The 26,060-nt window shown below is 48.7% G+C and carries 27 protein-coding genes; 8 read left to right on the forward strand and 19 right to left on the reverse strand.

Translation table 11 applies throughout. From position 1 onward, the window contains the following. Positions 1-46: 46 nt before the first annotated feature. The 9 genes from MCJ35_RS10490 to pyrH all read right to left on the reverse strand — a co-directional run bounded on the left by MCJ35_RS10490 (position 47) and on the right by pyrH (position 11,355). Positions 47-4,711 carry a PolC-type DNA polymerase III gene (locus MCJ35_RS10490; protein WP_025487193.1) on the reverse strand — a complete coding sequence of 1,555 codons (4,665 nt, stop codon included), beginning with the start codon at positions 4,709-4,711 and terminating at the stop codon, positions 47-49. 23 nt (positions 4,712-4,734) lie between these two features. Next, complete coding sequence (gene ispG / locus MCJ35_RS10495; RefSeq protein ID WP_268886805.1) at positions 4,735-5,820, reverse strand: flavodoxin-dependent (E)-4-hydroxy-3-methylbut-2-enyl-diphosphate synthase; 1,086 nt, start codon at positions 5,818-5,820, stop codon at positions 4,735-4,737. An 11-nt stretch (positions 5,821-5,831) separates the two neighbouring features. Beyond that, positions 5,832-6,881, reverse strand: coding sequence for an RIP metalloprotease RseP (rseP, locus tag MCJ35_RS10500; RefSeq protein ID WP_025487192.1), 1,050 nt, complete (start codon positions 6,879-6,881; stop codon positions 5,832-5,834). 40 nt (positions 6,882-6,921) lie between these two features. Next, a complete protein-coding gene (gene dxr / locus MCJ35_RS10505) occupies positions 6,922-8,073 on the reverse strand; it encodes a 1-deoxy-D-xylulose-5-phosphate reductoisomerase (protein WP_025487191.1) in 1,152 nt (383 codons plus the stop codon). Between the two features lie 44 nt (positions 8,074-8,117). Beyond that, the gene (locus MCJ35_RS10510; protein ID WP_025487190.1) at positions 8,118-8,918 is read right to left on the reverse strand and encodes a phosphatidate cytidylyltransferase; all 801 of its coding nucleotides are present in this window, start codon (positions 8,916-8,918) and stop codon (positions 8,118-8,120) included. Between the two features lie 92 nt (positions 8,919-9,010). Then, complete coding sequence (uppS, locus tag MCJ35_RS10515; protein WP_008716234.1) at positions 9,011-9,730, reverse strand: undecaprenyl pyrophosphate synthase; 720 nt, start codon at positions 9,728-9,730, stop codon at positions 9,011-9,013. A gap of 2 nt (positions 9,731-9,732) precedes the next feature. Then, on the reverse strand, positions 9,733-9,909 hold the full coding sequence (locus tag MCJ35_RS10520; RefSeq protein WP_155858523.1) for a hypothetical protein: 177 nt from the start codon (positions 9,907-9,909) through the stop codon (positions 9,733-9,735). Positions 9,910-10,034: 125 nt separating this feature from the next. Further along, positions 10,035-10,586 (reverse strand): ribosome recycling factor, encoded by a 552-nt coding sequence (frr, locus tag MCJ35_RS10525; protein ID WP_008716239.1) that lies wholly within the window; start codon positions 10,584-10,586, stop codon positions 10,035-10,037. A gap of 67 nt (positions 10,587-10,653) precedes the next feature. Beyond that, complete coding sequence (gene pyrH, locus MCJ35_RS10530) at positions 10,654-11,355, reverse strand: UMP kinase (RefSeq protein WP_240299474.1); 702 nt, start codon at positions 11,353-11,355, stop codon at positions 10,654-10,656. A 206-nt stretch (positions 11,356-11,561) separates the two neighbouring features. Between pyrH and MCJ35_RS10535 the strand changes: the two genes are divergently transcribed. Next, positions 11,562-12,935 carry a bifunctional diguanylate cyclase/phosphodiesterase gene (locus MCJ35_RS10535; RefSeq protein WP_025487188.1) on the forward strand — a complete coding sequence of 458 codons (1,374 nt, stop codon included), beginning with the start codon at positions 11,562-11,564 and terminating at the stop codon, positions 12,933-12,935. Between the two features lie 258 nt (positions 12,936-13,193). Here MCJ35_RS10535 and MCJ35_RS10540 read toward each other — a convergent pair whose 3' ends face one another. The 6 genes from MCJ35_RS10540 to MCJ35_RS10565 form a co-directional block, all read right to left on the reverse strand. Beyond that, a complete protein-coding gene (locus tag MCJ35_RS10540) occupies positions 13,194-14,003 on the reverse strand; it encodes a mechanosensitive ion channel family protein (protein WP_025487187.1) in 810 nt (269 codons plus the stop codon). Between the two features lie 105 nt (positions 14,004-14,108). Further along, on the reverse strand, positions 14,109-14,630 hold the full coding sequence (locus MCJ35_RS10545; protein WP_155858522.1) for a hypothetical protein: 522 nt from the start codon (positions 14,628-14,630) through the stop codon (positions 14,109-14,111). Between the two features lie 24 nt (positions 14,631-14,654). Continuing rightward, complete coding sequence (locus tag MCJ35_RS10550; protein ID WP_025487185.1) at positions 14,655-16,568, reverse strand: ABC-F family ATP-binding cassette domain-containing protein; 1,914 nt, start codon at positions 16,566-16,568, stop codon at positions 14,655-14,657. Between the two features lie 19 nt (positions 16,569-16,587). Further along, positions 16,588-17,403, reverse strand: a complete 816-nt coding sequence (locus MCJ35_RS10555; protein ID WP_025487184.1) for a hypothetical protein — start codon at positions 17,401-17,403, stop codon at positions 16,588-16,590. Between the two features lie 522 nt (positions 17,404-17,925). Beyond that, a complete protein-coding gene (locus MCJ35_RS10560; RefSeq protein WP_025487182.1) occupies positions 17,926-18,243 on the reverse strand; it encodes a hypothetical protein in 318 nt (105 codons plus the stop codon). 183 nt (positions 18,244-18,426) lie between these two features. Continuing rightward, positions 18,427-18,924, reverse strand: a complete 498-nt coding sequence (locus MCJ35_RS10565; RefSeq protein WP_025487181.1) for a GNAT family N-acetyltransferase — start codon at positions 18,922-18,924, stop codon at positions 18,427-18,429. Positions 18,925-19,316: 392 nt separating this feature from the next. Between MCJ35_RS10565 and MCJ35_RS10570 the strand changes: the two genes are divergently transcribed. Both MCJ35_RS10570 and MCJ35_RS10575 read left to right on the forward strand, forming a co-directional pair. Further along, entirely contained in the window at positions 19,317-19,511 is a 195-nt protein-coding gene (locus MCJ35_RS10570; protein ID WP_081739293.1) for a hypothetical protein, read from the forward strand. Between the two features lie 136 nt (positions 19,512-19,647). After that, entirely contained in the window at positions 19,648-20,109 is a 462-nt protein-coding gene (locus MCJ35_RS10575) for a hypothetical protein (protein WP_025487180.1), read from the forward strand. 76 nt (positions 20,110-20,185) lie between these two features. Here MCJ35_RS10575 and MCJ35_RS10580 read toward each other — a convergent pair whose 3' ends face one another. Beyond that, the gene (locus tag MCJ35_RS10580; protein WP_025487179.1) at positions 20,186-20,704 is read right to left on the reverse strand and encodes a hypothetical protein; all 519 of its coding nucleotides are present in this window, start codon (positions 20,702-20,704) and stop codon (positions 20,186-20,188) included. Between the two features lie 216 nt (positions 20,705-20,920). Then, positions 20,921-21,520, reverse strand: a complete 600-nt coding sequence (locus MCJ35_RS10585; RefSeq protein WP_155858521.1) for a hypothetical protein — start codon at positions 21,518-21,520, stop codon at positions 20,921-20,923. A 412-nt stretch (positions 21,521-21,932) separates the two neighbouring features. On the opposite strand from MCJ35_RS10585, the gene MCJ35_RS10590 reads away from it, so the two are divergent. From MCJ35_RS10590 to MCJ35_RS10600, 3 genes are all read left to right on the forward strand, one after another. Further along, positions 21,933-22,364 carry a hypothetical protein gene (locus tag MCJ35_RS10590; protein WP_025487177.1) on the forward strand — a complete coding sequence of 144 codons (432 nt, stop codon included), beginning with the start codon at positions 21,933-21,935 and terminating at the stop codon, positions 22,362-22,364. A gap of 162 nt (positions 22,365-22,526) precedes the next feature. After that, positions 22,527-22,937 (forward strand): SRPBCC family protein, encoded by a 411-nt coding sequence (locus MCJ35_RS10595; protein ID WP_025487176.1) that lies wholly within the window; start codon positions 22,527-22,529, stop codon positions 22,935-22,937. Between the two features lie 107 nt (positions 22,938-23,044). Beyond that, complete coding sequence (locus MCJ35_RS10600; RefSeq protein WP_025487175.1) at positions 23,045-23,377, forward strand: antibiotic biosynthesis monooxygenase family protein; 333 nt, start codon at positions 23,045-23,047, stop codon at positions 23,375-23,377. 47 nt (positions 23,378-23,424) lie between these two features. Here MCJ35_RS10600 and MCJ35_RS10605 read toward each other — a convergent pair whose 3' ends face one another. Together MCJ35_RS10605 and MCJ35_RS10610 are read right to left on the reverse strand one after the other, a co-directional pair. Then, positions 23,425-23,667 carry a hypothetical protein gene (locus tag MCJ35_RS10605; protein ID WP_025487174.1) on the reverse strand — a complete coding sequence of 81 codons (243 nt, stop codon included), beginning with the start codon at positions 23,665-23,667 and terminating at the stop codon, positions 23,425-23,427. A gap of 94 nt (positions 23,668-23,761) precedes the next feature. Beyond that, a complete protein-coding gene (locus MCJ35_RS10610; RefSeq protein WP_034578467.1) occupies positions 23,762-24,229 on the reverse strand; it encodes a pyridoxamine 5'-phosphate oxidase in 468 nt (155 codons plus the stop codon). An 840-nt stretch (positions 24,230-25,069) separates the two neighbouring features. Here MCJ35_RS10610 and MCJ35_RS10615 point away from each other — a divergent pair. Both MCJ35_RS10615 and MCJ35_RS10620 read left to right on the forward strand, forming a co-directional pair. Continuing rightward, positions 25,070-25,519 carry a hypothetical protein gene (locus tag MCJ35_RS10615; protein ID WP_025487173.1) on the forward strand — a complete coding sequence of 150 codons (450 nt, stop codon included), beginning with the start codon at positions 25,070-25,072 and terminating at the stop codon, positions 25,517-25,519. Positions 25,520-25,530: 11 nt separating this feature from the next. After that, positions 25,531-25,872 carry a hypothetical protein gene (locus MCJ35_RS10620; RefSeq protein WP_008716268.1) on the forward strand — a complete coding sequence of 114 codons (342 nt, stop codon included), beginning with the start codon at positions 25,531-25,533 and terminating at the stop codon, positions 25,870-25,872. Positions 25,873-26,060 lie beyond the last annotated feature (188 nt).

Consider the following 26,060-nt stretch of genomic DNA (forward strand, 5'->3'; position numbering starts at 1 on the left):
TTATGCCGAACATGTTGAAAAATGCACATACACATCCCAATGTCCATTACAAATCAAACAGGGACAGCTGGTTGGAACGGGGCAGGTCCTTCAGCAGCCCCATATCCGCCATCAGGGTGCACAGGGTGCCGTTTACCTTGGCCCTGCTGCTGAAATCCTCAATGGACAGGAAGATGCCGTCCTTTACCGCATCCACCACTGCGTCCGCAGCTTTCTCGCCCAGTCCGTCAATACTGCTGAGGGAAGGCATCAGCTTGCCGTCTATGATCTGGAAATGCCTTGCCTTGGCCCTGTAGATATCCAGGGGCATGAAGTCATACCCCCTTGCATACATTTCCTGGACAATACGCATGTCCCTGAGGGTGTCCTGCTCCTTTTTAGAAAGGGTATCCGCCCGCTTCTTATAGTCAGCCAGATAATATTCCAGCTTATCCCTGCCCTGGCACATGATTTCATAGGAAAATGCGCTGGCGCGGATACTGAAGAACGCGGCATAATAGGCCAGTGGATAAAATATCTTACAGTAAGCAATACGCCACGCCATCATTACGTAGGCAGCCGCATGGGCCTTGGGAAACATGTATTTGATTTTCTTACAGGACCAGATATACCAGTCCGGCACGCCGTGGGCCGTCATCTCCTCCTCCCACTCAGGCTTCAGCCCCTTGCCCTTACGCACGCTCTCCATGATGGTGAAGGACAGGCCCTCTTCCAGGCCTTGGGCAATCAGGTAAACCATGATGTCATCACGCGTACAGATGGCTGTCTGGATGGTGGCCTTTCCTTCTTGGATCAGGGTCTGGGCATTGCCCAGCCATACGTCCGTACCATGGGCAAGCCCGGCAATACGCACCAGGTCCGAAAAATACTTGGGCTTGGTGTCCAGAAGCATCTGCATGGCAAAATCCGTGCCGAACTCAGGCACCCCAAGGGCGCCCAGTGGACACCCGCCGATGTCATCGGGCAGTATCCCAAGGGCCGAGGTGTCCTGGAACAGGCTCATGACCTCCCGGCTGTCCAAAGGAATATCCTTAACCGGGTCAATGCCGATCAGGTCCTGAAGCATACGTATCATGGTAGGATCATCGTGTCCCAGGATATCCAGCTTCAGCAGGTTATGGTCAATGGAGTGATAGTCAAAGTGTGTGGTCACCGTGGAGGTGGTCATATCATTGGCCGGGTGCTGGACCGGGGTAAAGGAATAAATCTCCTCCCCCAGGGGAAGCACGATAATGCCCCCGGGGTGCTGTCCCGTGGTACGGCGCACGCCCACGCAGCCCTGCACGATCCGGTTAATCTCACAGTTGCGCTTGCGTGTGCCCCGCTCCTCGTAGTACTTCTTCACGTAACCGAAGGCCGTCTTATCCGCCAGGGTGCCGATGGTGCCAGCGCGGAAGGTCTGCCCCTTTCCAAAGATGACCTCGGTGTAATCATGGGCCTTACTCTGGTACTCACCGGAGAAGTTAAGGTCGATATCCGGCTCCTTATCCCCCTTAAACCCAAGGAATGTCTCAAAGGGGATGTCAAATCCGTCCTTCTCAAGAGGGGTCCCGCACACGGGACAGGACTTATCCGGCATATCGCAGCCCGCCATACCGGAGAACTTCCTTACCTCCTCGGAATCAAAATCATAATAACGGCAGTTGGGACAGTGGTAATGGGGGCTTAAGGGATTCACCTCCGTGATACCGGACATGGTCGCCACGAAGGAGGAACCGACCGAACCTCGTGAACCGACCAGGTAACCGTCCTCATTGGACTTCCACACCAGCTTCTGGGCGATGATGTACATAACCGCGAACCCGTTGGTGATGATGGAGTGAAGCTCCCGTTCCAGACGGTCCACAACAATCTTTGGCAGGTTCTCGCCGTACATCTCATGGGCCCTGTCATAGCAGATCTTGGTCAGGGTCTTATCTGAATCCTCAATCACGGGCGGGCACTTGTCCGGGCGCACAGGCGCGATTTTCTCACACATGTCCGCAACCTTCCTGGTATTGGTCACAACCACCTCATGTGCCTTATCCGGTCCCAGATAGGAAAATTCCTTTATCATCTCCTCCGTGGTCCGCAGATACAGGGGCGCCTGGTCATCGGAATCCTTAAAGCCCTGTCCCGCCATGATGATCCTGCGGTACACCTCGTCCTGGGGATCCAGGAAATGCACGTCGCAGGTAGCGCATACCAGCTTATTGAACTGCATGCCAAGTTCCACGATTTTCTTATTGATTTCAATCAGGTCGGCTTCCGATTTCACCGTGCTCTTCTCATCCCGGAGCATGAAGGAGTTGTTGCCAAGAGGCTGTATCTCCAGATAATCATAGAAATTCACAAGCCTTGCAATCTCCGCGTCCGGCGCGCCGCGCAGCAGCGCCTGGTACAGTTCCCCGGCCTCGCAGGCAGAACCGATGATCAGGCCTTCCCGGTACTTATCCAGGATACTCTTTGGTATCCTGGGCCTTCTGGCATAATACTCCAGGTGGGACCAGCTCACCAGGCGGTACAGGTTGACACGGCCGATATCATTCTTGGCAAGGATGATCACGTGGTATGTAGGCAGCTTGCGGATGGTATTCGTATCCATGGTGCTCATTCCGTTGAGGGCTTCCAAATCAGTCACTCCCCGGTCCCGGAGCATCCTGACAAACGCTGCAAATATCTCAGCCGTTGCACCTGCATCGTCCACCGCCCGGTGATGGTTGGCCAGGGAGATATTCAGCGCCTTTGCCACTGTATCCAGCTTAAAGCGGTTCAGGTTGGGAAGGAGCAGCCTTGCAATGGTCACGGTATCCAATACCGTAGGATTAAAATGCAGTCCCTGTTCCTCTGCAAAATGGCTGATGAACCCCACGTCAAAGCTGGCGTTATGGGCCACCAGGACGGCATCCCCCACAAAATCCAGGAACTGCGGCAGGATCACATCGATTTTGGGGTACGGAAGCACCATGGAATCGTTGATGCCCGTCAGCTTCTCTATGTCAAAGGGGATGGGCACATCCGGATTGACGAAGGAGGAAAAACGGTCTGTTATCTTTCCGTCCACCACCTTCACGGCGCCTATCTCGATAATCCTGTTCTTCTTGGGGCTGAAACCCGTGGTTTCTATATCAAACACCACAAAGGTATCCTCAAAGCCCTGCCCCCCCGGATTCTCCACCAGCTGCTTCGTATCATCCACCAGGTAGCCTTCCACCCCGTATATGATTTTAAACGTGTCCCCCTTATCCAGGGCATGGTTGGCATCCGGGAAGGCCTGGACACATCCGTGGTCCGTCACCGCAATGGCCGGCATGCCCCACTGTTTGGCCCTCTTGATGATGCTCTTGACCTCGGACACGCCATCCATATCGCTCATCTTGGTATGGCAGTGAAGCTCAATCCTCTTATCCAGGCTGTTGTCCATGCGCTTGCTGGTAAAATCATCTGTTTTCTTGATTCCCACAATGGATCCCAGGGTCAGTTCGCCGTCAAACTTGTCAATGGTGGTCACACCCTTGACCTTGATGAAGATGCCGGGACTGATAACCGCCTTGACCTCGTCAAAAAGCTCGGGACGGATGAACATCTTCACGGTTATGGTATCCGTAAAGTCGCTGACATCAAAGGTCAGGATGAACTTGCCGCTGCGCAGCTCCCTGTTCTCACAGGTAAGCACCTTGCCCCTTAAGGTAACCTCCCCAATCTCCCCGTCAATCTTCTCAATCTCCATGGGTTCGTCCTCAAAGTCACGGCCATAGAGCACATCCGGGTTATTGGAACGTTTGACCGAATACTTCTTATCCTCGCCAAACCCATTATCCCTGTCCTTGCCCCAGCCCTTCCGGCCCTTGTTAAGCTGCGGCTTGTCCTTTTGCCCGCCTGCCTGTTTCAGGCCGGACGCCTGGGCAGCGCCCTTTGATGAGGTCCCGTCAAAGCCTGCTGCATTTCCCTGTCCTGTATCTCCATCGCTTCCCACGTCGCCTGCCGAGGCCTGGGCCATGAGCATGTCCCAGGGCGCGCTTTCAGGCACGCCTGCGCCTGGATCCATGAAGCCATTGCCTGCATTTCCCTGTCCTCCGGTTCCCTGGACCAGCTCCTGTCCCTCCAGGCCTTCCGTTGAAAAGGAACCGCCCATGGCAGCCAGTTCCTCCTTGTGGTTCTGCCAGTAGATGGCCTGGGCTTCCCGCTCCATCTTCAGTTCAATCTGCCTTCTGCGGTCATTGCCCTGGGGCGGCACAAAGGTAAATCCCACCTCAACCGGAAGGCCGCAGCGCTCCGTAAACACCTTCTCGATGACGCGCTTTAGCTCCCCTGTCCTGTCCCGGTTCACCATGGTGTCCTCCACGGACAGGACCATCAGGTCTTCCTTGTCAAAGTTAATCTGTGCCTTCCGGAACATGGTGTACTCAATGATGCTGTAGTTCTTAAGTTCCAGCAGTAGGCTCTCCTTATACATGTCCAGCAGCTTTTTAGGGGTATACTGGTCGGACAGCCTGTATTTTTCCTGAATCTTGATGGCCACCTGTTTGTCCGGGAACAGCTGGTCCTTAATCCCCTTTTCCAAATCATATATATTCTGTTTATGTATGAGCCTGGGGCTTTTCAGATAAATGCGGATAGAGCTTCTATCCCTGGTGGTGGTCACCTTTTCCACCTGCACCAGACCTAAAAGCTCTTTTAAGGGTTCCGCAATCTTTAAAGTTGGAAATACTTCCAGAAAACACTTTGCCATATATCCCTGCTTCTTTCTATAACTTAAACCTGTTTTTGCATGGCTTCCAGTTCCGCGCGCAGCACGGCCAGCAGATGTTCCTCCGGCACCTTGCGTATGATTTCGCCTTTTTTTATCAGAAGGCCCTCTCCCACGCCGCCTGCAATCCCGATATCCGCTTCCTTTGCCTCACCCGGGCCATTGACCACACAGCCCATGACAGCCACCTTCACATCCAGGTCATCAAACTCCGATACCATGGTTTCCACCTGGTTTGCAAGCCCGATCAAATCAATGCGGGTCCTTCCGCAGGTCGGACAGGATACCACCTCAATACCGCCTTTCCTCAGACCCAGCGTGCGCAGGATTAGCTTTGCCGTCTTAACCTCCTCCACCGGGTCGCCGGTCAGGGATACCCTGATGGTGTCCCCAATGCCCTGGTGCAGGATGATTCCCAGTCCCACCGAGGACTTGATATTGCCCGAATAAAGGGTTCCGGCCTCCGTGATACCCACGTGAAGGGGATATCCGGTCCTGGCTGCAATCAGTTCATGGGCTTTGACACACATCATCACATCCGAGGACTTGATGCTGATGACCAGGTTGTCATACCCCATGTCCTCTATTAATTTCACCTTGTCAAGGGCGCTTTCCACAATACCATCCGCTGTCACGCCTCCGTACTTTTCCAGCAGCGGTTTCTCCAGTGAACCGCTGTTCACCCCCACGCGGATGGGGATATCCCGCGCCTTAGCCGCATCCACCACTGCCTTCACCTTATGATGGTCACCGATATTGCCCGGGTTGATGCGGATCTTGTCAGCCCCATGCTCCATGGCCCCGATGGCCAGGCGGTAATCAAAATGGATATCCGCCACCAGCGGTATGTGTATCTCCTTTTTTATGCCGGAAAGGGCAATGGCGGCTTCCATGGTGGGCACCGCCACCCGGATGATGTCGCAGCCCGCCTGTTCCAGACGGTGGATCTGCTCCACCGTCGCCCTTACATCTTCTGTTTTTGTATTGCACATGGACTGGATCAGGATGGGATTCCCGCCGCCAATGACACGGCTTCCAATCCGTATTGTCTTTGTATGGTTCCTGTACATGTTTCTCCCTTCCTTTTGCATCTTGCTGCCGGTCAGAACAGCTTCCTCACATCGTTAAACAGGATAAGCACCATAAGGGCCAGCAACAGCATCATTCCGGCCATATGGACCATGCCTTCCTTTTCCTTGTCAATGGGTTTACCTCTCAGGGCTTCTATGATAAGGAACACAAGGCGCCCGCCGTCCAGCGCAGGTATGGGGAGAAGGTTCATCACCCCCAGGTTGGCGCTGAGCAGTACGGTCAGCTGCACCACCATGAGGATAATGGCCATGGCACCTGCAGGCGCCACCGCATCCACCGTCTTGTCAATCTCCACCACGATTCCCACAGGACCGCTGATATCATTGAGGCTTACCATGCCCCGGACCATCATGGACAGGGTGTCAAATACATATTGTATCTGGAACCGCACCTGATACAGTCCCTGTACCAGCAGTTCGCCCGGATTCTGCACAGCCCTCGGCATTGCATCAAATCCCACGCCTATGACGTAGCTGCCGCTGTCCTTAACGTAGATTGGCGTAACCCTGGCGCTGTGGGATTCCTCCTTGCCTGACGGGTCCGTCCTGTGCCAGGTCAGGTCAAGGTCCTTCTGAGGATGGGTAAACAGATACGCCTTGAACTCATCAAAGGAATGGACCTTCCTGCCATTGACGGATGTTATCACATCCCCTGCCTGGAGTCCCGCCAGCTGGGCCGGATACCCCTCGGTCACGCTGAGGAGCTTCGTGGTATTGTAACCCAGCGCGCCTACCAGGACCAGGGACAGGAGAAATGCGAGAATGAAATTAAAAACAGGCCCTGCTGCCACCACGGATATCCTGGTCCACACGGACTTGTTGTTAAATGCATGTTCATCCGAATCATTTTCATCCTCTCCCAGCATCATACAGGAGCCGCCGAAGGGCAGCGCCTTAAACGAATATCTGGTGCCGCCTTTTTCACAGCTCCATATCCTGGGGCCCATCCCCAGTGAAAATTCAATCACACCAATTCCGTTCAGCTTTGCAAATAAAAAATGGCCAAATTCGTGAATCATTATAATGATTCCCAGCATCAGCACCGCTATAATCAGACTCATCCGGCAATAACCTTTCTGTCTTAATCACTGTTTTTACATTCTATGCGTTCCATCTGTCCTTTATAAACCCATATGTCTCCTGTTCCGCTTTAAGGATTCCCTCCACATCCGGATCAGCCTGCACCTTATGGACGGCCATGGCTTCCCCGATTATGTCCACGATGTCCAGATATCCAATCCTGCCATCTAAAAACAGGGAGACCGCCATCTCATTGGCGGCATTGAATACCGTGGGCATGGAGCCGCCCTTCCGTCCGGCCTCATAGGCCAGTTTAAGCCCGCGGAAATTCTCCATGTCCGGGACTGAGAATTCAATCTGCCTGAGTTTTGTAAAATCCAGCCTGCCGCCAGGAAGATGGCGCCGCTGGGGATAATAGAGGGCGTACTGGATGGGAAGCTTCATATCCGGGGTCCCGAGCTGGGCAATTACTGCCCCGTCCTCAAACTCCACCATGGAATGGATGACGCTGGTGGGCTGTACCACCACCTGCACCTGGTCAAGGTCCACATCAAAGAGCCAGCGGGCCTCCATGACCTCCAGCCCCTTATTCACCATGCTTGAGGAATCAATGGTAATCTTATGGCCCATGGACCAGTTGGGGTGCTTTAAGGCATCCTCCACCTTAACTCCAGCCATCTGCTCCCTGGTCCATCCCCGGAACGGGCCGCCGGAAGCAGTCAGAAGAATCTTATGGACAGGATTGCCCGCCGCCCCCTGAAGGCATTGGAAAATGGCGGAATGCTCAGAATCCACAGGGAGTATCCTGACACCGGCCTTCTCTGCCAGGGGCATGATGATATGGCCCGCTGTCACCAGTGTTTCCTTGTTGGCCAGGGCAATGTCCTTGCCGGCTTCCATGGCCGCGATGGTCGGACGGATTCCAATCATGCCCACCACGGCAGTGACCACCATCTCAGCAGAGTCCTCCACCGCTGCCTCAATCAGGCCTTCCATCCCGCTTACCACCTTCACATCCAGGTCCGCCACCAGGGTCCTTAGAAGGGATGCCTTTTCCTCTTCCCACAGACAGGCCAGCCTTGGCCTGAACTCCCGTATCTGCTGTTCCATCAGACGTACATTACTGCCCGCTGCCAGGGCAGTGACGCGCAGGTCCTGATTGTATCTCACAATATCCAATGTCTGGGTGCCGATGGAACCAGTGGAACCCAGGATTGCAATGTTCTTCATCATAACTTATATTCTCCCTATCCTGAAGAAATACTCTTCTTATTCATTTATTTTAAGAATGTAAGGGCAAAATAAATGGCAGGCGCAGTGAATATCATGCTGTCAAACCGGTCCAGGATACCTCCGTGCCCCGGAATCAGCCGTCCGTAATCCTTGATTCCATGGTTCCTCTTAATGGCGGACGCAGCCAGGTCCCCAATCTGGGATATGACGGCCGCAATGGCGCATGCAACGGCACAGACAAGCTGGGGGTTATCCACCCCGGACATGTTCCTGCCGAAAAAAGCCGCATAGATGAACCCAAGAAGCGCGGCGCCCGCTGCTCCCCCCACGGCCCCCTCAATGGATTTCTTCGGACTCAGGACAGGGGCCAGCTTATGGCGGCCCAGCAGCATGCCGCTGCAGTAGGCGCATGTGTCACATCCCCATGAGCTTAAGAAAATCAGCCAGACCAGATAGGCCCCGTCATTCATGACCCTTGTCTGGTAGAGGAAGGACAGCATCACAGGCACATAACACACGCCGAAAAAGGCGGCCGTCACTTCTTCTGTCTTATACTTTGGAAATGTAAACACGTAAAGCGCCATCATCACCATCAGTGATGCAATGATCATTAATGTGATGTACTTCTGTCCCTCAAACCACAGGATCCCGTAATAGGAACACGCCGTGGCGTACCCCACGGCCGCCAGGGATTTCCGCTCAATGCCAAGCACCCGGTATAGTTCAAACAGGCCTATGGCGGAAATCAATGCTGTGACGCCGAACAGAAGGGCGCCGCCCTGTCCGACAACCACAACGGACAGAAGCACCAGTATGATTCCGCTTATCAATCGGGTCGTAAACATGGCCCTCTCCTTTCCCACATCCCAACACATCTTTGCTCAGGACCTTCCGCTAATACATACGGAAAATCAGCGCCTGCGCAAACATGGACTGGTTATTTTACCGTACCGAACCGCCGGTCTCTTTTATTATACTGCACGATGGCTTTTTCTAATTCCTCCTGATTGAAATCAGGCCACAGGCAGTCGGTGACAACAATCTCCGTATAGGCCAGCTGCCACAGCAGGTAATTGGAAAGCCTGAGTTCCCCGCTGGTCCGGATTAAAAGATCCGGGTCCGGCATACCGGCCGTGTCCAGATAAGATGAAAAGAGGGACTCGTCAATCTGGTCCGTATCCACCTTCCCATCCGCACAGTCCTTTGCCAGCCTGGCCGCCGCCCTGCGTATCTCGTCGCGCCCGCCGTAGTTAACCGCAATCACAAAGGTCAGTCCCGTATTATCCTTTGTCTGGCTTTCCAGACGGTTGATACCCTCTATGATGTCCGCCGCAAACCTGCTCCTGTCGCCAATCATCCTGACACGCACATTATTGGCAGATGCAATCTTCAGAAGACGCACCATATAATACCGGAAAAGCTGCATCAATGCCCCCACCTCTTCGGCGGAACGCTTCCAGTTCTCCGTGGAAAAACCATATACGGTCAAATAGCGGATTCCCATCCTCGCAGCTATCTCCACCGTCTTCTCCACCGTGACGCAACCTTCCTTGTGGCCCATGGTCCGGGGAAGCCCCCGCCTTTTCGCCCATCTTCCATTGCCGTCCAGTATGAGGGCCACATGCCCCGGTATCACCATATTTTCATCTAATGCCATACTTATCCGCCTTTCCTGTGTACTTTCCCGGCAGGTCCTTCCCTACTTCCCAACCGTTCCTGCCATACTTCCTGACAGGTCCATCTGTACTCCTCAACCGGTTCCTGCCATACTTCCCGACAGGTCCTTCTGTAATCCTCAACCGTTCCTGCCGCACTTCCCGGCAAGTCCTGCCACATTTTTCCTGAAACATCCTGCCTGTCCTGCCATTCATGTGAAGCTGCCGCCAGCCGGCTGTGCCGCGGCCCATTACATAGAACAGGAGGCAGGAGTCCCTCCTGCCCCCTGTATTCACTTATATGGATTAAACTGTCATGATTTCCTTTGTCTTCTCTTCAACAGCCTTGTCTACTTTCTCCACCATCTTATCAGTCAGCTTCTGCATCTTCTCAGTTGCCTCCTTCAGGTCGTCCTCCGACATATCCCCTGCCTTCTCTGCTTTCTTAAAAGCTTCATTGGCATCACGGCGGATATTGCGCAGCGCTACCTTGGCGCCCTCACCCTTTTTCTTTACATCCTTGGAAACTTCTTTTCTGCGGTCCTCTGTCATCTCAGGGAATACAAGTCGGATGCAGTTACCGTCATTGGTTGGGTTGATTCCAAGTTCAGAGGTCAGGATAGCCTTCTCAATGGGTTTTAAGAGGCTCTTCTCCCATGGCTGGATTACAATCATGCGGGCCTCAGGAACAGAGACATTGCCCACCTGCTGGAGAGGGGTCGGCGTCCCGTAATAGTCCACCTTAAGCTTATCCAACACATGGGGATTGGCACGTCCTGCCCGGATGGTTCCGAAGTCAGATAACAGCACATCCAGCGTCTTATTCATCTTGTCCTCATAAATTTTCAGTTCTTCCATAAGTTCCTCCTGTTAATGCAGTCTTGCCTGCTGCTTAATATTGTTCCTTCCCACTTTCAAATACACCCTAAGCCGTCACAATGGTGCCGTTGATACGCCCCTGCATTGCATTGGCAATTCCATCCTGCTCATTGAGACTGAATACCGCCATCGGCATCCTGTGCTCCATACACATGATGGATGCAGTAAGGTCCACCACGGCCAGCTGCCTGTCAATCACTTCCTGTATGGAGATGGTATCGTACTTCTTAGCCTGCGGATTAATCTTCGGGTCACTGTCATATACCCCGTCAATGGCCTTAGCCAGAAGGATACAGTCCGCGTCCATCTCAATGGCCCTCAGCGCAATGCCGGTATCCGTTGAAAAATACGGATGGCCTGTCCCGCCTGCAAAGAAAACCACCATGCCCTTCTCAAAGTACTTATTGGCCCTGTCCTTGGAAAACAGTTTAGTCATGGAGCCGCACTCAAAGGGGGTCAGTATCTGTGTCATCATCCCTGCGCCCCGGAATATTTCCGACACATAGATGCAGTTCATCACCGTGGCCAGCATTCCAATCTGATCTGCCTTTGTCCGGTCAATGGCCTCGCTGGTACGTCCCCTCCAGAAATTACCTCCGCCAATCACAATACCTACCTGTATACCTGCGTCTACAGAGAGCTTTACCTGCCTGGCCACTTCCTTAACCGTCCCTTCATCAAAACCGGTTTTTTTAGGTCCTGCCAGGGCCTCTCCGCTTAATTTTAAAAACACGCGATTCATCTTCATAAAGCCTTTTCTCCTTGTTGCAATATCTGTCGCTATTATAACATAGTTAGGTCAATTTGCAAAGAAAAAGAAATTATTTCTGTTTTTTTCCTTTTCGTCTCACATTTCATAAATAAAAATTGAGATTTTCTGGCTTTTATATTATAATGGAAGAAATGCAATTGCAGGCAGTCTGCTGTCTGTGAATTAAAAAGGAGGAAACAATCATGGGTTTGTTTCAGCACAAAAAAGATAAAACCACGGCAGAACTGCCGCCCACACCACCTGCATTCACTCCTGCGGAGCCAGCTGGGGAAGGAAGGGCCCTCTGTCTGCAAAGGCTGGAGGAAGTCTTGGGAGCCCCCTCTTCCAAGGGCGTTGTCCTGAAACTTTATTTGGAAAACTTTAAAAGCCTGAACAAGACCTTCGGTTATGACTACTGTGAAGAACTTCTTTCACAGATAAAGGGATACCTGGGTGAGATGGCCGAGGGTAACATATACCGCTACATAGGCGTTGAGTTCATCATCATCCTGGAACAATACAGCGAAGGCCAGGCTTCTGATTTGGCGGATGAGATACTGGAACGTTTTGAGAATGTATGGAAGATACGCGGCGTGGACTGCCTGTGCTCTGCACAGATAGGTCTCTGTTCCTATCCGGGCCATGCGGCTAACGTGGACGAGCTTCTTAAGCGGCTGGACCTTGCCGTTGCTTCTGCCGCCGAATGCGGCCCCAACCAGATGTCCGTGTATGACAGCAACATGCATACGCAGTTTGTGCGCCGCCAGTCCATTGCCATGTATCTGCAGACCGCACTGGAGAAGCACGAACTGGAAGTCCGCTACCGTCCCACCTACTGTCTGAAGGAAGGCCGGTTCACAAGGGCTGATTCCTACATGCGGATATTCATCCAGGGAATCGGTCTTGTGGGCGCCGCTGAATTCCTGCCGATTGCAGAAGACTCAGGACAGATCCGTGCCATTGGATACTATGCCCTGGACCACGCGGGAAAGAGCATTGCAGAGCTGCTTGCCTCGGGCAGTGAATTTGATTCCATCTGCATCCCGGTCTCCCCTATCCTTCTGGTACAGGAGGATTTCATAGACCAGGTAAAGCGGGTAATCGAGACCTACCAGATTCCGGAAGGCAAGCTGGCGCTGGAGGTGGATGACACCGCCCTGTCCAGTGTATACCTGAATGTGAACATCACCATGCAGGAGCTGTACGATATGGGCGTGGAACTGGTCATGAACAACTTCGGTTCAGGCTGCGCACCTGTGACCAGTATCCTGGACCTTCCGGTCAACACAGTCAAGCTGGAGCGCATGTTCGTATGGCAGCTGGAAACCAATCCAAAGTCCGCGTCCATTGCAGGCGGATTGATTCAGATTGCAAAGGAGCTGGGCATACATATCATTGCCGAGGGCGTGGAGACAGAAAACCAGCTGAATGCGCTCAACAGCTACGAATGTGAATACCAGCAGGGCTTCTACTACGCCCCTACCATGGAATTCGATGTACTTAAAAAGGTACTTGGAACCACATTGGATGAGTCACGGGTAACGATTGAGGAAGAAAAGCTGAAGATGAAGAGATAGGCAGGATTGACGGTTGATATGTAAAATGAATATATGATTATATAATGCAGGCTGCCCGGTAAATGAGTACCGGACAGCCTGTGTCTGTGTCTGAATCTGCAGTTCTGAATCTGTGTCTTCGGCCCTGCATCTATGTCTTCGGCCCTGCATCTATGTCTTCGGCCCTGCACCTGTGTCTTCGGTTTTGTATCTGTATCTTCGGTTTTGCATCTGTGTCTTCGGTTTTGTATCTGTGTCTTCGGTTTTGTATCAGCTTCATCAATTCCCATCTTCCGTATCCGTCACGACATGTACATGCCGGTACGGGATGGAAATGCCTTTTGCATCAAAATTCTTCTTAATCAGCCTCCTGATATCGCTGCAGGCTGCGAAATTATCGTCAAGATTCCTGGTCCATACCGTGGCCTTCAGGATGATTCCATCATCTCCCAGCTCCTTGACAGCCACGTTCACCTTATTCCCTTCGGTCTGGTCCGTCCGGATATCCGTCACCAGGGGATGGGATGCAATGGTATCACGCATGACTTCCATGGCTAGTTCCAGGTTACTTTCATAGCTGACCGCTATTTCCATATAATTACCGATATAATCATTGTTATAATTACTGTTTTCTATGATTGCCTTGTTAATCACGCTGTTGGGTATGATCATCCGGCTGTTGTGATATGTGCGGATGACCGTATGGCGCACCGTCATGTCCTCCACAATCCCCGATATCCCCAGACTGCTGATATTAACCTTCTCCCCCAGGTTAAAGGGCCTGGACCAGCTGAGCATGATGCCGCTGATCACATCGGCCAATACCTGCTGGGCCGCAAAACCCACGATGGCGACCAGGAGGGAAGAACTGGTCAGCAGGGTTGCGCTCAGCGCCTTTGTGGTGGTAAACAGGCCGCTGATACAGATACATGCCACAATGGACAATAAGACCTTTGACATGCTTCTTAAGAATTTGATGTGAATCTGTTCCTTGCGTTTCAGGATAATCCCGAATATTTTGTTAATAGCAAACATGCCGGCGCTCCAAAGTCCGCCAATGACTGCTATCTTAATGAGAAGTATTTCCATTCAGACATCCTTTCCTTTTATGACTGCCGCCTATCAGTCTATCATAAAGACCGGGAATTGACAATCCTGGCTTTCTTTAAGCCGGCATCCATATTCTTCCATCCCTCACCGTCTCAATCCAATTTTTCCCATTAATCCCCGTGCTAAACCACAAAGCTTTCCACCCCTTTTATCAGAATGGGGAATTACAACCATCTGCCCTGTCTTAACCTCTTCCCCGCAGAGCAGTTTATATTCATTCAGCCAGCCATCATTCCATAAATGGAACATCTGTCCGCCAAATCTGTCATAAAGCGCGCTCCTCCGCTGTTCCCTGGAAGCATAATACTTAAAATGCAGTCCGGCCCCATGCTCCAGAAAAGCGGCCAGTCCCCTGTCCGCCGTATGGCTTATGAGCATTTCCTCTTTGGTAAAATAGGTGAACAGCTCCATTCCCCGGATGTCAGTGAGAACCCATACCACATCATTGCCGGATACATTCGGTAAAAAATGTCCGCTCAGCATGACCGACATAAATCCTCCCCAGTCCAGCGTCCCGTCCAACATGAAATCCCGGCTGTTGTCAAAGCAGTCATCCCCCATGCATACGCTGTCGCGTGTCACATGAACCGATACCATAGATACCATACCAGCCATCACCCCCATACACATCTAATCAATCCCATCACCGATATCCATACAGTACACGCCGGTCTCCCCGGCCGTGTCCAGCCACTCCATACATGCTTCATGCCATCCCCTGAATGCTTCCTCATACTGTCCGGCAAGTTCCTGGTAGAGTCCCATCTCAGGCCAGTCCCCTCCTGCCCAGAAGGCCTCTGAGTCCAGCCAGCGCCCATATAATTCCTGCATCCGTATCTGCGCCGCTTCTGCCTTTTCCCCTGCCGCGGCAAGACGTTCCAGGGCCAGGTTCATTTTCCAGTCCGCATAAGCTGACTCAGTAGAAATTTCCCGGAGACGGTGGCGCTCTGCCTTTGGCACCGCACGCATACCGGCAATCAGGGCCTGCTCCTCGGCCTTAATCTGGGCCCCGATGGCGGCTCCCTCCTCCTGCTTCTTCTTCCGTTCCAGATAATGTTCGTATCCAAACGGATAATACATCACGGCCTGGTTTTCAAATATCAGCACGGCATCCGCTATCTGCCGTATGAAGTACCGGTCATGGGACACAAAAAGTATGGTTCCTTTATAAGCACGGAATGCGGATTCCAGGTTCTCCTTTGCCCGTATATCCATGTGGTTGGTAGGCTCGTCCAGGACCAGGAAATTCGGGCGGCTCTGCAGCAGTTCAGCCAGGACCAGCCTTGCCTTTTCCCCGCCGGACAGGGAAGACACCTTCTTCTCCGCCTCCCGGCCTCCGAACAGATAGGCGCCCAGAATGCTCCTGGCGTCCTTCTGCGTAAGGGAGGGAAATACACCTGTAAAATGTTCAAATACGGTTTTCCCTGACTGAAGTCCCGCGCTGTGCTGGTCAAAATATCCGATAGTGGTATGGTTCCCCAGTGAGAATTCCCCATCCACAGGCGGAAGGAAGCCTGCCACGGTCTTTAAGAACGTTGTCTTCCCTGCCCCGTTGGAACCAAGAATTGCTATTTTCTGCCCCTTGCGTATGCGCATTGTTATTTCCAGCAGCGCCTTGTCATAACCGACCTTCAGATGTTCAGAAGTGAACACCCACTTGCTCCCTGGGACCTCCGGTATTATCTCTCCAGTGAAGATATGGCTGTCATCCTCCTGGGGCCTGTCCACCCGCTCCATACGCTCCATGGCCTTGCGCTTTGCCCGTGCAAAGGATGCCTTATTGGGCTTATGCTTAAAACGCTCCACCAGGCCGCCCAGACGCTCCAGTTCCTCCTGCTGCCGCTCATAAGCCTTTTTCTGGATTTGTATCTTCTTAAGCTTCTCTTCCCTGTAATGCGTGTAATTTCCCGGATACCTTGTAAGCCTGCCCTCCGACAGTTCATAGACCACATCCGTCGTGCGGTCCAGAAAAAAGCGGTCGTGGGAAACCATCACAACCGCCCTGCCGTACTGTCCCATATAACCCTCCAGCCATTCACAGGTCTCCGTGTCCAGATGGTTGGTAGGTTCATCCAGCAGAAGGATATCCGGTTTTTCAAGCAGGAGGCGGATTAAGGCAATCTTGGTCTGTTCCCCTCCTGAAAACCGGGATATGGGCTTTTTCTTGTCCTCTTTTGCAAATCCAAGGCCGGTAAACAGCCTGTCATATTCCCGTTCATACTCAAACCGCTCCCGTTCAAAGCTGTCCCTAAAGGGGCAGGACCACAAAAGCAGTTCCTCCACGGTCCGGTGTTCATCCGCAAACGCCTGCTGGGACAGCATTCCGGTCATCACCTTCCTGGAACACAAAATCCCCGGCCCCATCCTTTTATCATCACGGTCCAGAGGGATTGCCCCTGCAATCACATTCAATAAGGTGGTCTTACCCGCCCCATTTTTCCCAACCACTGCAATCTTCTCTGTTCCGTGTATCTCAAAATCAATGTGGGACAGGATGACCTTTCCCCCTGCCGACACAGTTCCGTCCTTTATCTGGTATAACATATCGTTATCCTGCTCTTTCTTATACGCCGTCTGCCGGCATGATGCTTTCAATAAAATGCATGACCTTTTCTTCAGACTCCGGTCTGTCAGGATAGGAAAATGTCATATCCATAACCATATCATCCACTTTTCTTTTAAATTGGATATGACCATAACCCCAGCCGTAAAACCTGGTTGCGCTGAATCCATGTCCTCCTACCGTCAGTTCCATCTCCACAAACGGTTCCGGGTAATTGTACCGGTGTATCAAATCATAATTGTGTTTCCTCATCTGACTGGCTGCCGGTATCCCGGGTTCACTATCCTTATAATACCAGATGAACATGGAAAAGCTGCCCTGCTCATCCGTTGTAAGCATATTGAGGTCATAATGCTCCGGGTCCGCCTCCGTGGCCTCCATGTATGCCACCGTATCCTTCATATCACTGCCCGGAGGGATGACAATGCGGTAATCCGACCATTCATTGGAAAGGACGCTGCCATTTAAGGATGCCATGCCAAATGGCCTGCCTGTCCCATCCCGCTGGATTGTCCGGGTCTGCAGGACGCCATCCTCAACCCATGCCCCGGAGGAATCCACTGTATATCCATCGGGTGTAACCGTGTTCTGGTACATGCTGCCCTGTGCATCAAAACAATAGCATTCAGCCGTCCCATCCAGATTCCCGTCAATCCAGTACCAGTTGTCCTTTAACAAATCCCCGTCATGATACCTGTAACTCCAGATTCCCAGATTATCCTGCTCCCACTGCCCTGCCAGGGAAACCATCCCTGTCAAAGGAAGCATGATACATACAAGCAATGACATGATAACATTTTTAATTGCATTCCTCAAAACAATACACCTCCCTTTAAGGGGAATTATACCATAAATGATTATATTTCCACATCATATTTCATTTACAAACTTCTTACAATCTGTTCATATTTCATCTATAATCTGCTCATATTTGATGGATATACTAGAAAACATAAAGAACATTGCTTTATATGACATTGCTTATAAGACTTTTTTTCATAATACAGCCGGAGGGAGTAATCCCTGCCGGCTCCTCCCTTTTTATGGAGGCTTTCAAGTACATGGTATCCGCTAACCTGCCGGACTGCCTTTCCGCCGGACTTCTGTTCCGCCAGACTGCTTTTCCACCAGACTGCTTTTCCGCCAGACCGCTTTTCCGCCAGACCGCTAAGCCTCATCAAAACAGATATTGCCTTTCATACATTGTCGTGGTAAAATTATCCCATCACACCAGTTCCGGGAGGAGTGCGGTTCTGCCCGTATCGCAGGTGTCCGGTCTCACACTGAAAATCCCGGGAACACGCTGCGGCTGGTGTGATTTTTGTCTGCGCAGCCTGCTCAAAAAGTGTCTTTAATATGTTTTTCTATGAACCCATCCAAATCCCTGACAGGAATCCCCAAAGCCTCAGATAGTTGACCATACAGCAGTTCCCTGGCCCTGCCCGCTGATTCCATTTCCGCTTCATCCGGATATCGCCTTGCCGCCCTGTCGTTCTGCCGGATGTAGTTGGTTTTTATCACTTTAATCCATTCTACCGGGTCATTGGATGCCAAGGCACCCTGATACAGTTCCAGACGCAGTTTGTCATTTGCCACCATGATTGTCCTTATATACGGCATCCTCTCCACTAATTCCAATGCTTCTTCCCTGGTCATATCCTACCTCCATTATCCATTGCTTCAACTGACAGATACAAAAAACGGGCAGCCTGACAACTGGACTTACGCTGTCAGGCTACTCGCTGTGTTTATATTATAGTGGAGATTTCTGGATTTTTCCAGTCTTTTCTCAATTCAGCCATGCATTCCATGGTGCTTTACAGCAGGATCTGAAAATTTTCATATAATGGACAAGTTATGGTCCATTGATAACTCCAAGCACTTCCATTCCTCATTCATCACACGGTATGTTTCCACATGATTGGAAATCATATCCTGGAAGCCTACCGCTTTGTAACAATGATAGGCTGACGGATTATTCTCGAAGACCCCCAACGAAACCCTTCTGGCGCCATATATCTGAAATGCAAACTTTAATCCCTGCCGTATCATTGCCTTTCCGTATCCCTTGCCGCGCTTTTGCGGGTCTACAATCACAAACCCAAACCGCAGTTCATTTACTGATTTACCTGGATTCCGCAAAGTAAAAAAGCCGACTATACCAGACTCATCAAATGCTGTAAAGGGTATCAATGATTTAACAAAATCAAATTCCTTCCTCGTAATAGGATAAGTTCCAAGCACCCCGGCTGTCCATTTATAAAAATCCTCTTCATTATTGCACCAGGATAGGATTATATCAGCGTCTTCATCTTTATAAGGTCTTAATCGAACCATCTGCACTCCTCCCAATTCCGCTTCTTTATAACCACTTTCCTTGACACTGCAAAAACTTCTCTTTCTCTTTGCATTTTTTCTTTCTTAACCTGTCATGTACAGACAGTTTATCCCTATGCCAATCATAAAGCGGTATAAAACAAGCCAATCACACAAGCCTCTCCTGTCTCAGCCCTAATTAAGCAAAGTATAACAAATACGTCATTAAAAGTGAAGCATTTCATTTTCTGCAGGCTGGAAGCCAAGGTAAATGCCATGGTTTGACATTTTCCACATCTTTGTCATCCCGCTTGTCCATATCAGCAGAGACCATGGGCAGCCTGATTATCCATACTCCCCCACCCTGTAACAGAAGGATAAAAAGAACATAGAAAGATAGAACGAAAATGCGGATGGCAACATGGACGGTTTTTCCGCATTATGGTAAAATAGAAACAGGATGCCCATGGAAGAACCGGAAGGCTTACCGTGGCAAGATAGATGAATTAGATAAAATGGCGCAGATCAGAGACATCCATCTGTTCCGTCCATCTTATCCAAAAGCAATTGCAGATAGTTGGAACCATTCAAATCCATTGGCAATCTGATTGCTGGAATTATCCGGGCTATATCGGAACCTGTAATCGTATCAAGGCATCTTATAGCTTATACGGATATTGATCAGGACATAAAATCAATATTTACGTATAACCATATTCTTTATCTTAAAGGAGGAATTCATATATGCAGGATTTTTTTGAAGCCCTGAGGAGTGAAGGAAAAAATACAGCGCTGCCCGAAGAGTTTGATTATTTTGGAAAACTGATTGGCAGTTGGCAGATTGACTATGTTGAGAGTAACAGTTCCCGCACAATCAGAGGCGAATGGCATTTTTCATGGGTTCTTGAAGGAATGGCCATACAGGACGTCATCATCCTGCCTGATTATGAATACGGAACATCACTGCGGATCTTCAATCCTGATACACAGGCATGGGATGTCGCTTATGGTTATACGGGGAAGATAATACGGCTTGAAGCAAGAAAACAGGGAGAAATGATAGTCCTTACATATATCAGTGACCAAAATAGAAAGTGGGTTTTTGTCAAGATTGATGAGGATAAATTCCATTGGCAGAATGTTACTGTCAAAGATGATGGCGAATGGCATATAAATGCAGATATATACGCCGAACGTATCAAATAAGCATGTCTGAACGTGCAGGGTAATCCTCATGCGGCCAACAATATTACCATCCCACTCATTTTTACTTTCTGTTATATCATTTCCGTAAAAATAAAAGGCCCTTCCTCCCCTTAACCATATGCCGGATATCATATATGGAATCCTCATGGCTGATTCCCATATCCTCCACAATGGCAAAGGGGCAGGTATGCGGGCATCCGCCTCCAGCTAATTTTGTAAGGCTGGCTGACCCGTCATTGCCTTCCAGGCCTGTCTGTATGGCCTTGACAGGTAAAAACTGCCATATACACCTGGAAAGTCCCAGAAGCTCCCCAATCTTATCTTCTTTAAATCCAGCTGATTCCCCTTCTTCCAACACATCTGATTCCGGTATGATGATTTCATAGGTAAACGCCCCATCCTCCGGGTAATTGTTCATCCAAAAGCCCCGCACCTCAGAATAACCGCCGAACCCATATATCACCTGTTTATAATCATGTGAATGATGTTCCGTGAACCCAAGGTTAAAATCGCCTTCCAGCTTCCTTTGGTTCCATTCAATGTTTTCCTCCAGGGTATCATTTTCAAAACCCCAGTAACCTGATTGGAAGGCCATGCCGTCCTTACAGTATCCGTCGCTGCAATTTTATCCATGCTGCTGGCTGTGATGAGAAACCGGGCTGCGGTGTAAAGAAAGCTTGATTTCGCGGTGGACGGTTTACTGGCGGAAACGCGTTCTTCTCCCCATTGGGATGGCGGACAGGGGGAATGGGTGTTTTATGACACCGTCTATCAGGTGTATAATGACATTCTGCTCCATACTTAATCCCATCTATTCTTTTAGTTTTTTCCGTATAAAGAGCGCCGTTAAAAGGTCTAACCCAATAACTACAGAGAAAATCAGGCCGAAAATTGTCTCCGATAATCCTAGTTTCTGTGTTTTCCTCAAATGAAGGATTAACGGTATTGCATAAAATGCACCTGATAGATTTAGGGCGGGCAGGGAAAGTAAGATTGAAAGAAATATATGCTCATTCCTGCTTGGCCCCAATAAAAAGAATATTCCCAGAATCATCCCCCAGAATAATGCAGGATAAAGCAGAATGGACATGAAACGGATTCTGTAAAATGCGGATTGTAAATCCGCAATTCTTTTTTTGAGGGACAGGGAGACAGCATTCCCAAGATTTACAAGCACTGCCATCACAAGCATACTATAAAGCAGGAAAGGTATGTCCTCAAGAATCAGATCCATCAAATCATCATATAAAGCTATCTGGAAAAATGCCTCAATCCAAGCAAAAGGCAACATTATCAGGGTAAAAGGCGGGATAAAGAGAACCAAAAAAAGCATTGGACAGATGATGACCAAATCAGGAAATAACAGGTTCCATTTTTCTGTGTTAGTATTCATCATCATTTCCCTCTTCACACATGCAGGACACCTCTCCGTATTTAAATATGGCTTTTATGGAATCCTCATCTTATATACTGTAGTCAAAATAGTTTAGAAAAATCCATTCAAACAAAGTATAACAAAGAAGGGTTTAAAAGTGAAGCATTACCTTTGCCATATATGCAGCTTATCCTTCCTCCCCTCTCCCACTGACAAATCTCCTTTCCTGCAGAAGGTAAAAAGCGCGGGCGGCATAGACGGATTTACCGTATTATGGTAAAATATTTATGATAGAAACAGCTTCGTGACAAAGTATCTGGCCCTTTGGGGCTATCTTCTTAAACTTGAATAAGTGGATCAGTTGATTCAGATATGCGAAAGGAGGCCCCCTTGGATACACATAATACATTGGAACAAAGAAAATGTCTATACCGGTTAAGGGGGATTCATGCTATATCAGCTCATATTGACAGACCTGGAATTATCTTATGACAATTTCTCAGAAGATTTTCATATCGGTTTATTCGAAACTGAAAGACAGGCTGAGGATACGGCCCTGTATTATCTTAAAAACATAAAAGGCTTTTGCGATTTTCCCTGTACATACCGCATTGTAAAAAAGGAGGTGGTTGGCGGCTTCAACAATCGTAACCCTGATTTTATATGGATGGTGCAAGGATGGAACCTGAATGAAAATCTCGATGAAATAGATATAATAGAAAGTCCATGTTTTCTGACAGAAGAGCAGGCTGGTTCTGAACTCCAGGTTTTAAAGGGAAAATATCAACGGGCGGAATGGTCTTTAGACAAATACAGAATAGGCGCATTGGAATGGTGTGACGGATTTGTCAGGATGGCTGGTGGTGTGCCCGCCAATTAGGTTTTAGTTTATAGGGATATTAAAGGATATGCCCTGGGGATGCCATGCCACCAGAGAACATCCTAAAGACGATTGGATTATCAGGAAACGGTAATTCCCTGTTTACGGAAATATTGGACAGGGAGCAGCATAGACATTTTAACTCAGAAGGAGGATCTGAATATGACTACATACAATGTAAAGACTATGATTCAATGTGATATTCATAAAGTCTGGGAAACCATATCGGCAGTAGGGCGTTATCATGAATGGCGGAGTGATGTAAGCAAAACAGAATTGACAGATGGGAAACAGTTTATAGAATATACCCAAAATGGCTATTCAACTATGTTTACAATTACCAAGGCTGAACCGCCCAGACGTTGGGAGCTTGATGTGGAAAACAGCCATGCAAAGGGACACTGGAGTATCGAATTTACGTCCAAAGGCAGTGAAACACAAATCGACTTTACAGCGTCCGTGGAAGCGAAACAGCTTTCTACGAGACCGGTTGGTAAAAGTGTATTTGAACAAACGTATTTGAAAAAGGCGCAGACACAATTTGTAACGGATTTAAAGAAGGCTCTTGCTTAACAACTTCCAGGAGCCATATTGATTTGCCATAAAAGGAAATTTGATTCCAGCTTAATTTACAAGTATTGAATCGAGCGTGACATCGGGATTTCAAGGAGGATAACAACATGAGCATTACTGTAAACATATATTATACAGGTGTAAATGGAAATGCGCATAAATTTGCTGAAGAAATGCGGACAAGCGGAACCGTTTCTAAAATCCGCAGGGAAGATGGAAACCTACGATATGAATATTTCTTCCCCATGGATGACGCAGAGACAGTGTTGTTAATTGATTCCTGGGAAAACCAACAGGCACTCGACAGGCACCACGCCTCTCCCATGATGGAAACAATCACCGGACTTAGAATGAAATACGATTTGCATATGAAGGTTGAACGATATTTATCAGACACGGACAAGATACCCGAAACAGACAGGAAATTCATAAAAGAATAGCACCAACACGCCCTACGGCGGAATTAACAGTAAAAAAACAGTCCTGTTTAATTGAATATGTATGGAATCGTCGGAAAAAGTAATTTAGTATTCTGCATTGGGATAATCCGCATAGTCTGTCCCGGCACGACCAGCTGCCATGAGCAGCTGCCACGGCCGGCTGCCACAGTCAGGACCATCACATTGTCACGGGGATGGAATTTATGAATCACGGTGCCAACCTGCTTTACCTTGTTGATGGTCTCTTCTTCTGCTTGTTTTGCTACAATAACATCCTGATGATTCATCATGATAGGGTAACCGGAATTGTAAGTGCTCCTTATCCCAATGGAGTATTCATTAGATAGCGTTTAACACCTTATTTATTTGATAAACTTATTTAACCTATACCTTATTTACAAAATCCAAATTATATTGCACAGCACCGTGGTTTCTAAATATCGTTGCACTTGTAATACGGATTGCCAAAATAACGCAGTTTTCATCCTGTTCATTATTTGCATCGTCATACCAGTCTGCAAATACTTCACGAAGTTTTGTTCTTAGCGCAGCGTTTTTGGGTTCTAAAACCCAGCCCAGGTTTTCTCCAATGCCATGTCCGTATATCCCCTCAAAGTTAACTGAAAATGCAACTTCTTTATTTTGGGTTATCTGCTGTATTTTATTTGATTTTGCTGACGTTGTAACATAAAACACACCATCTTCATAATAAGCGCTTACATCACGGACACTAGGACGAGGAAAACCATCAGCACCCGGTTCCGTAGCAATAGTTGAGAGCGCGATGACATTATCTTTCTTGTTGCCACAACTTTCTTCGATTAATTTCATTCCTTCTTCATACCTGTTCATTGTCCATTCCTCCATCAATTCCGATTTTGCAGACTGATAAATAAAATTAATGCCTATTACTGCCTATCCAATAGCATCCGGCTGCCAATACAGAAGCCAATAACTCCGTTGCACGGGCATTGATATCATAACCCCCGGAACCCATAAGATAGGGCGAACCCCAGAATACAATAGCAAAAAGCATGAGTGCAATAACAATCCGCTTAATTTCTTCCTTCGTCGCAAAACACCTCCATTCAATTCCAATTAAACAAAGTATAGCAAAGAAGCCTTTGAAAGTGAAGTAAAACCCTCCAGGTAAGCGAAAAGTCTGGTATCAGCCGTGGCTTTTTGTATCTTCTAATCTTGACTATGATTTCCAGCGTTTATATACTTATCCATATATGAAAAAATGGAGGGGTTAAATGTATCGCAAAAGAAAAGAATTGACCAGCTTTTAGACGAATACAATCAGGAGCAGGAATGGGGGTCCTGCCTTGATTGTGGCGATGATGCATTCTGCGTGTACGATGAATATGACAAAGGCTATTCATTTAGCTGTCACAATGAAGACTGTCCGCACCATTGGCCCCAAAAAAATTGCAAAGAACAAAGAGGATGTACCTGATTGGTTTGCATGGCCATTACCATAAATATAGTATAAGACAGAATGCCCCGGCATCAGCCAGGGCTTCCATGAAAATCAGAATGTAATAATCTTCGCCTCGCCGCTCACGGCAGATGCCTTTGCCGCCCGTTCCAGGCTTTCATTGGCGCTGGCGGCGGTTTCCTGGACGAAATATCCGCATTATGGTAGAATGAAATTAATATAAGAATCGGAATTTGACAAGGAGAACGTATATGAGAGAGATTTTAAATTATCCACCTATTGAGAAGACGGAACTTGAAACAGTTAAGGCTTTGATAAATAGGATTGCAGAAGCAACATCTGATGAAAATTGCAGCAGGGAATTAAGTGAATTAAACCGTATTACTGGAAAGCTGCATGAAGCGATAGAGTTTGCAGAGTATTGGGGATGGACAGACTTAGATACATTAGCAGAAAAAGTCCTGACAGCAGAGCCACCCTATATCAATGACTTAACGAAAGATGAAATTGCTGAAATTGTATCAATGACAAAAACATGCTTATTGTCAGGAGAGGACAATAAGGCAGACTATTATATGGAACTGCTTCATAAATCTTTGCCATTAACAGATGTAATGCGTTATATCATGTCAGAAAAGGATGAGGAAACAATAGTAAATGACATGATTAAAGCCGCTTCAAATTCAGTCATTGCTTTATAAATGGAGGAAAAATGATTTTATACAGGCCTGTAGGCACAAAAGAATTGGAATTAATAAAGAAAAGCAATTATCGTAGCTTTCCACCCAGATTACCGGAACAGCCTATTTTTTATCCTGTCCTGAATGAACAGTACGCAACAGAGATTGCTTCCGGCTGGAATGTGAAATATAATGATGACCATAAAGGTTACGTCACAAAGTTTGAAGTTGACGATAGTTATTGTGGACAGTTTGAGGTCCATCAGGTTGGGGGCGCACATCATAAGGAACTATGGGTCCCGGCAGAAAAGTTAGAGGAATTTAATGAACATATTGTTGGAGAAATACAAATCATCAGCGAATTTTCAGAGTGAGGGATTTTTTTGGATACACATGATGCCTTGGAACAAATCCAATTGCTGGATACGGAAAGCCAGGACAGGCGCAAGCTCCTGCTGGGAAAACCGGATAAACAACAGGCTGCTCTCCTACCAACCAAAGGGCAGCCTGTTGTTTTTCTTCATACCCTGCCCTGCGGCAGGTAAAAAGTATGGATGACAAC

It is taken from the genome of Enterocloster sp. OA13, assembly GCF_022440595.1.
GTDB classification, from domain to species: domain Bacteria; phylum Bacillota; class Clostridia; order Lachnospirales; family Lachnospiraceae; genus Enterocloster; species Enterocloster hominis.

Excerpts from the sequence above, each read along its gene's own strand:
- MCJ35_RS10490 (WP_025487193.1), bottom strand. The coding sequence starts at position 4,711 with ATGGCAAAGTGTTTTCTGGAAGTATTTCCAACTTTAAAGATTGCGGAA.
- ispG (WP_268886805.1), bottom strand. The coding sequence starts at position 5,820 with ATGCAAAAGGAAGGGAGAAACATGTACAGGAACCATACAAAGACAATA.
- rseP (WP_025487192.1), bottom strand. The coding sequence starts at position 6,881 with ATGAGTCTGATTATAGCGGTGCTGATGCTGGGAATCATTATAATGATT.
- dxr (WP_025487191.1), bottom strand. The coding sequence starts at position 8,073 with ATGATGAAGAACATTGCAATCCTGGGTTCCACTGGTTCCATCGGCACC.
- MCJ35_RS10510 (WP_025487190.1), bottom strand. The coding sequence starts at position 8,918 with ATGTTTACGACCCGATTGATAAGCGGAATCATACTGGTGCTTCTGTCC.
- uppS (WP_008716234.1), bottom strand. The coding sequence starts at position 9,730 with ATGGCATTAGATGAAAATATGGTGATACCGGGGCATGTGGCCCTCATA.
- MCJ35_RS10520 (WP_155858523.1), bottom strand. The coding sequence starts at position 9,909 with ATGTGGCAGGACTTGCCGGGAAGTGCGGCAGGAACGGTTGAGGATTAC.
- frr (WP_008716239.1), bottom strand. The coding sequence starts at position 10,586 with ATGGAAGAACTGAAAATTTATGAGGACAAGATGAATAAGACGCTGGAT.
- pyrH (WP_240299474.1), bottom strand. The coding sequence starts at position 11,355 with ATGAAGATGAATCGCGTGTTTTTAAAATTAAGCGGAGAGGCCCTGGCA.
- MCJ35_RS10535 (WP_025487188.1), top strand. The coding sequence starts at position 11,562 with ATGGGTTTGTTTCAGCACAAAAAAGATAAAACCACGGCAGAACTGCCG.
- MCJ35_RS10540 (WP_025487187.1), bottom strand. The coding sequence starts at position 14,003 with ATGGAAATACTTCTCATTAAGATAGCAGTCATTGGCGGACTTTGGAGC.
- MCJ35_RS10545 (WP_155858522.1), bottom strand. The coding sequence starts at position 14,630 with ATGGTATCTATGGTATCGGTTCATGTGACACGCGACAGCGTATGCATG.
- MCJ35_RS10550 (WP_025487185.1), bottom strand. The coding sequence starts at position 16,568 with ATGTTATACCAGATAAAGGACGGAACTGTGTCGGCAGGGGGAAAGGTC.
- MCJ35_RS10560 (WP_025487182.1), bottom strand. The coding sequence starts at position 18,243 with ATGACCAGGGAAGAAGCATTGGAATTAGTGGAGAGGATGCCGTATATA.
- MCJ35_RS10565 (WP_025487181.1), bottom strand. The coding sequence starts at position 18,924 with ATGGTTCGATTAAGACCTTATAAAGATGAAGACGCTGATATAATCCTA.
- MCJ35_RS10570 (WP_081739293.1), top strand. The coding sequence starts at position 19,317 with ATGGCAACATGGACGGTTTTTCCGCATTATGGTAAAATAGAAACAGGA.
- MCJ35_RS10575 (WP_025487180.1), top strand. The coding sequence starts at position 19,648 with ATGCAGGATTTTTTTGAAGCCCTGAGGAGTGAAGGAAAAAATACAGCG.
- MCJ35_RS10580 (WP_025487179.1), bottom strand. The coding sequence starts at position 20,704 with ATGGCCTTCCAATCAGGTTACTGGGGTTTTGAAAATGATACCCTGGAG.
- MCJ35_RS10590 (WP_025487177.1), top strand. The coding sequence starts at position 21,933 with ATGCTATATCAGCTCATATTGACAGACCTGGAATTATCTTATGACAAT.
- MCJ35_RS10595 (WP_025487176.1), top strand. The coding sequence starts at position 22,527 with ATGACTACATACAATGTAAAGACTATGATTCAATGTGATATTCATAAA.
- MCJ35_RS10600 (WP_025487175.1), top strand. The coding sequence starts at position 23,045 with ATGAGCATTACTGTAAACATATATTATACAGGTGTAAATGGAAATGCG.
- MCJ35_RS10605 (WP_025487174.1), bottom strand. The coding sequence starts at position 23,667 with ATGATGAATCATCAGGATGTTATTGTAGCAAAACAAGCAGAAGAAGAG.
- MCJ35_RS10610 (WP_034578467.1), bottom strand. The coding sequence starts at position 24,229 with ATGAACAGGTATGAAGAAGGAATGAAATTAATCGAAGAAAGTTGTGGC.
- MCJ35_RS10615 (WP_025487173.1), top strand. The coding sequence starts at position 25,070 with ATGAGAGAGATTTTAAATTATCCACCTATTGAGAAGACGGAACTTGAA.
- MCJ35_RS10620 (WP_008716268.1), top strand. The coding sequence starts at position 25,531 with ATGATTTTATACAGGCCTGTAGGCACAAAAGAATTGGAATTAATAAAG.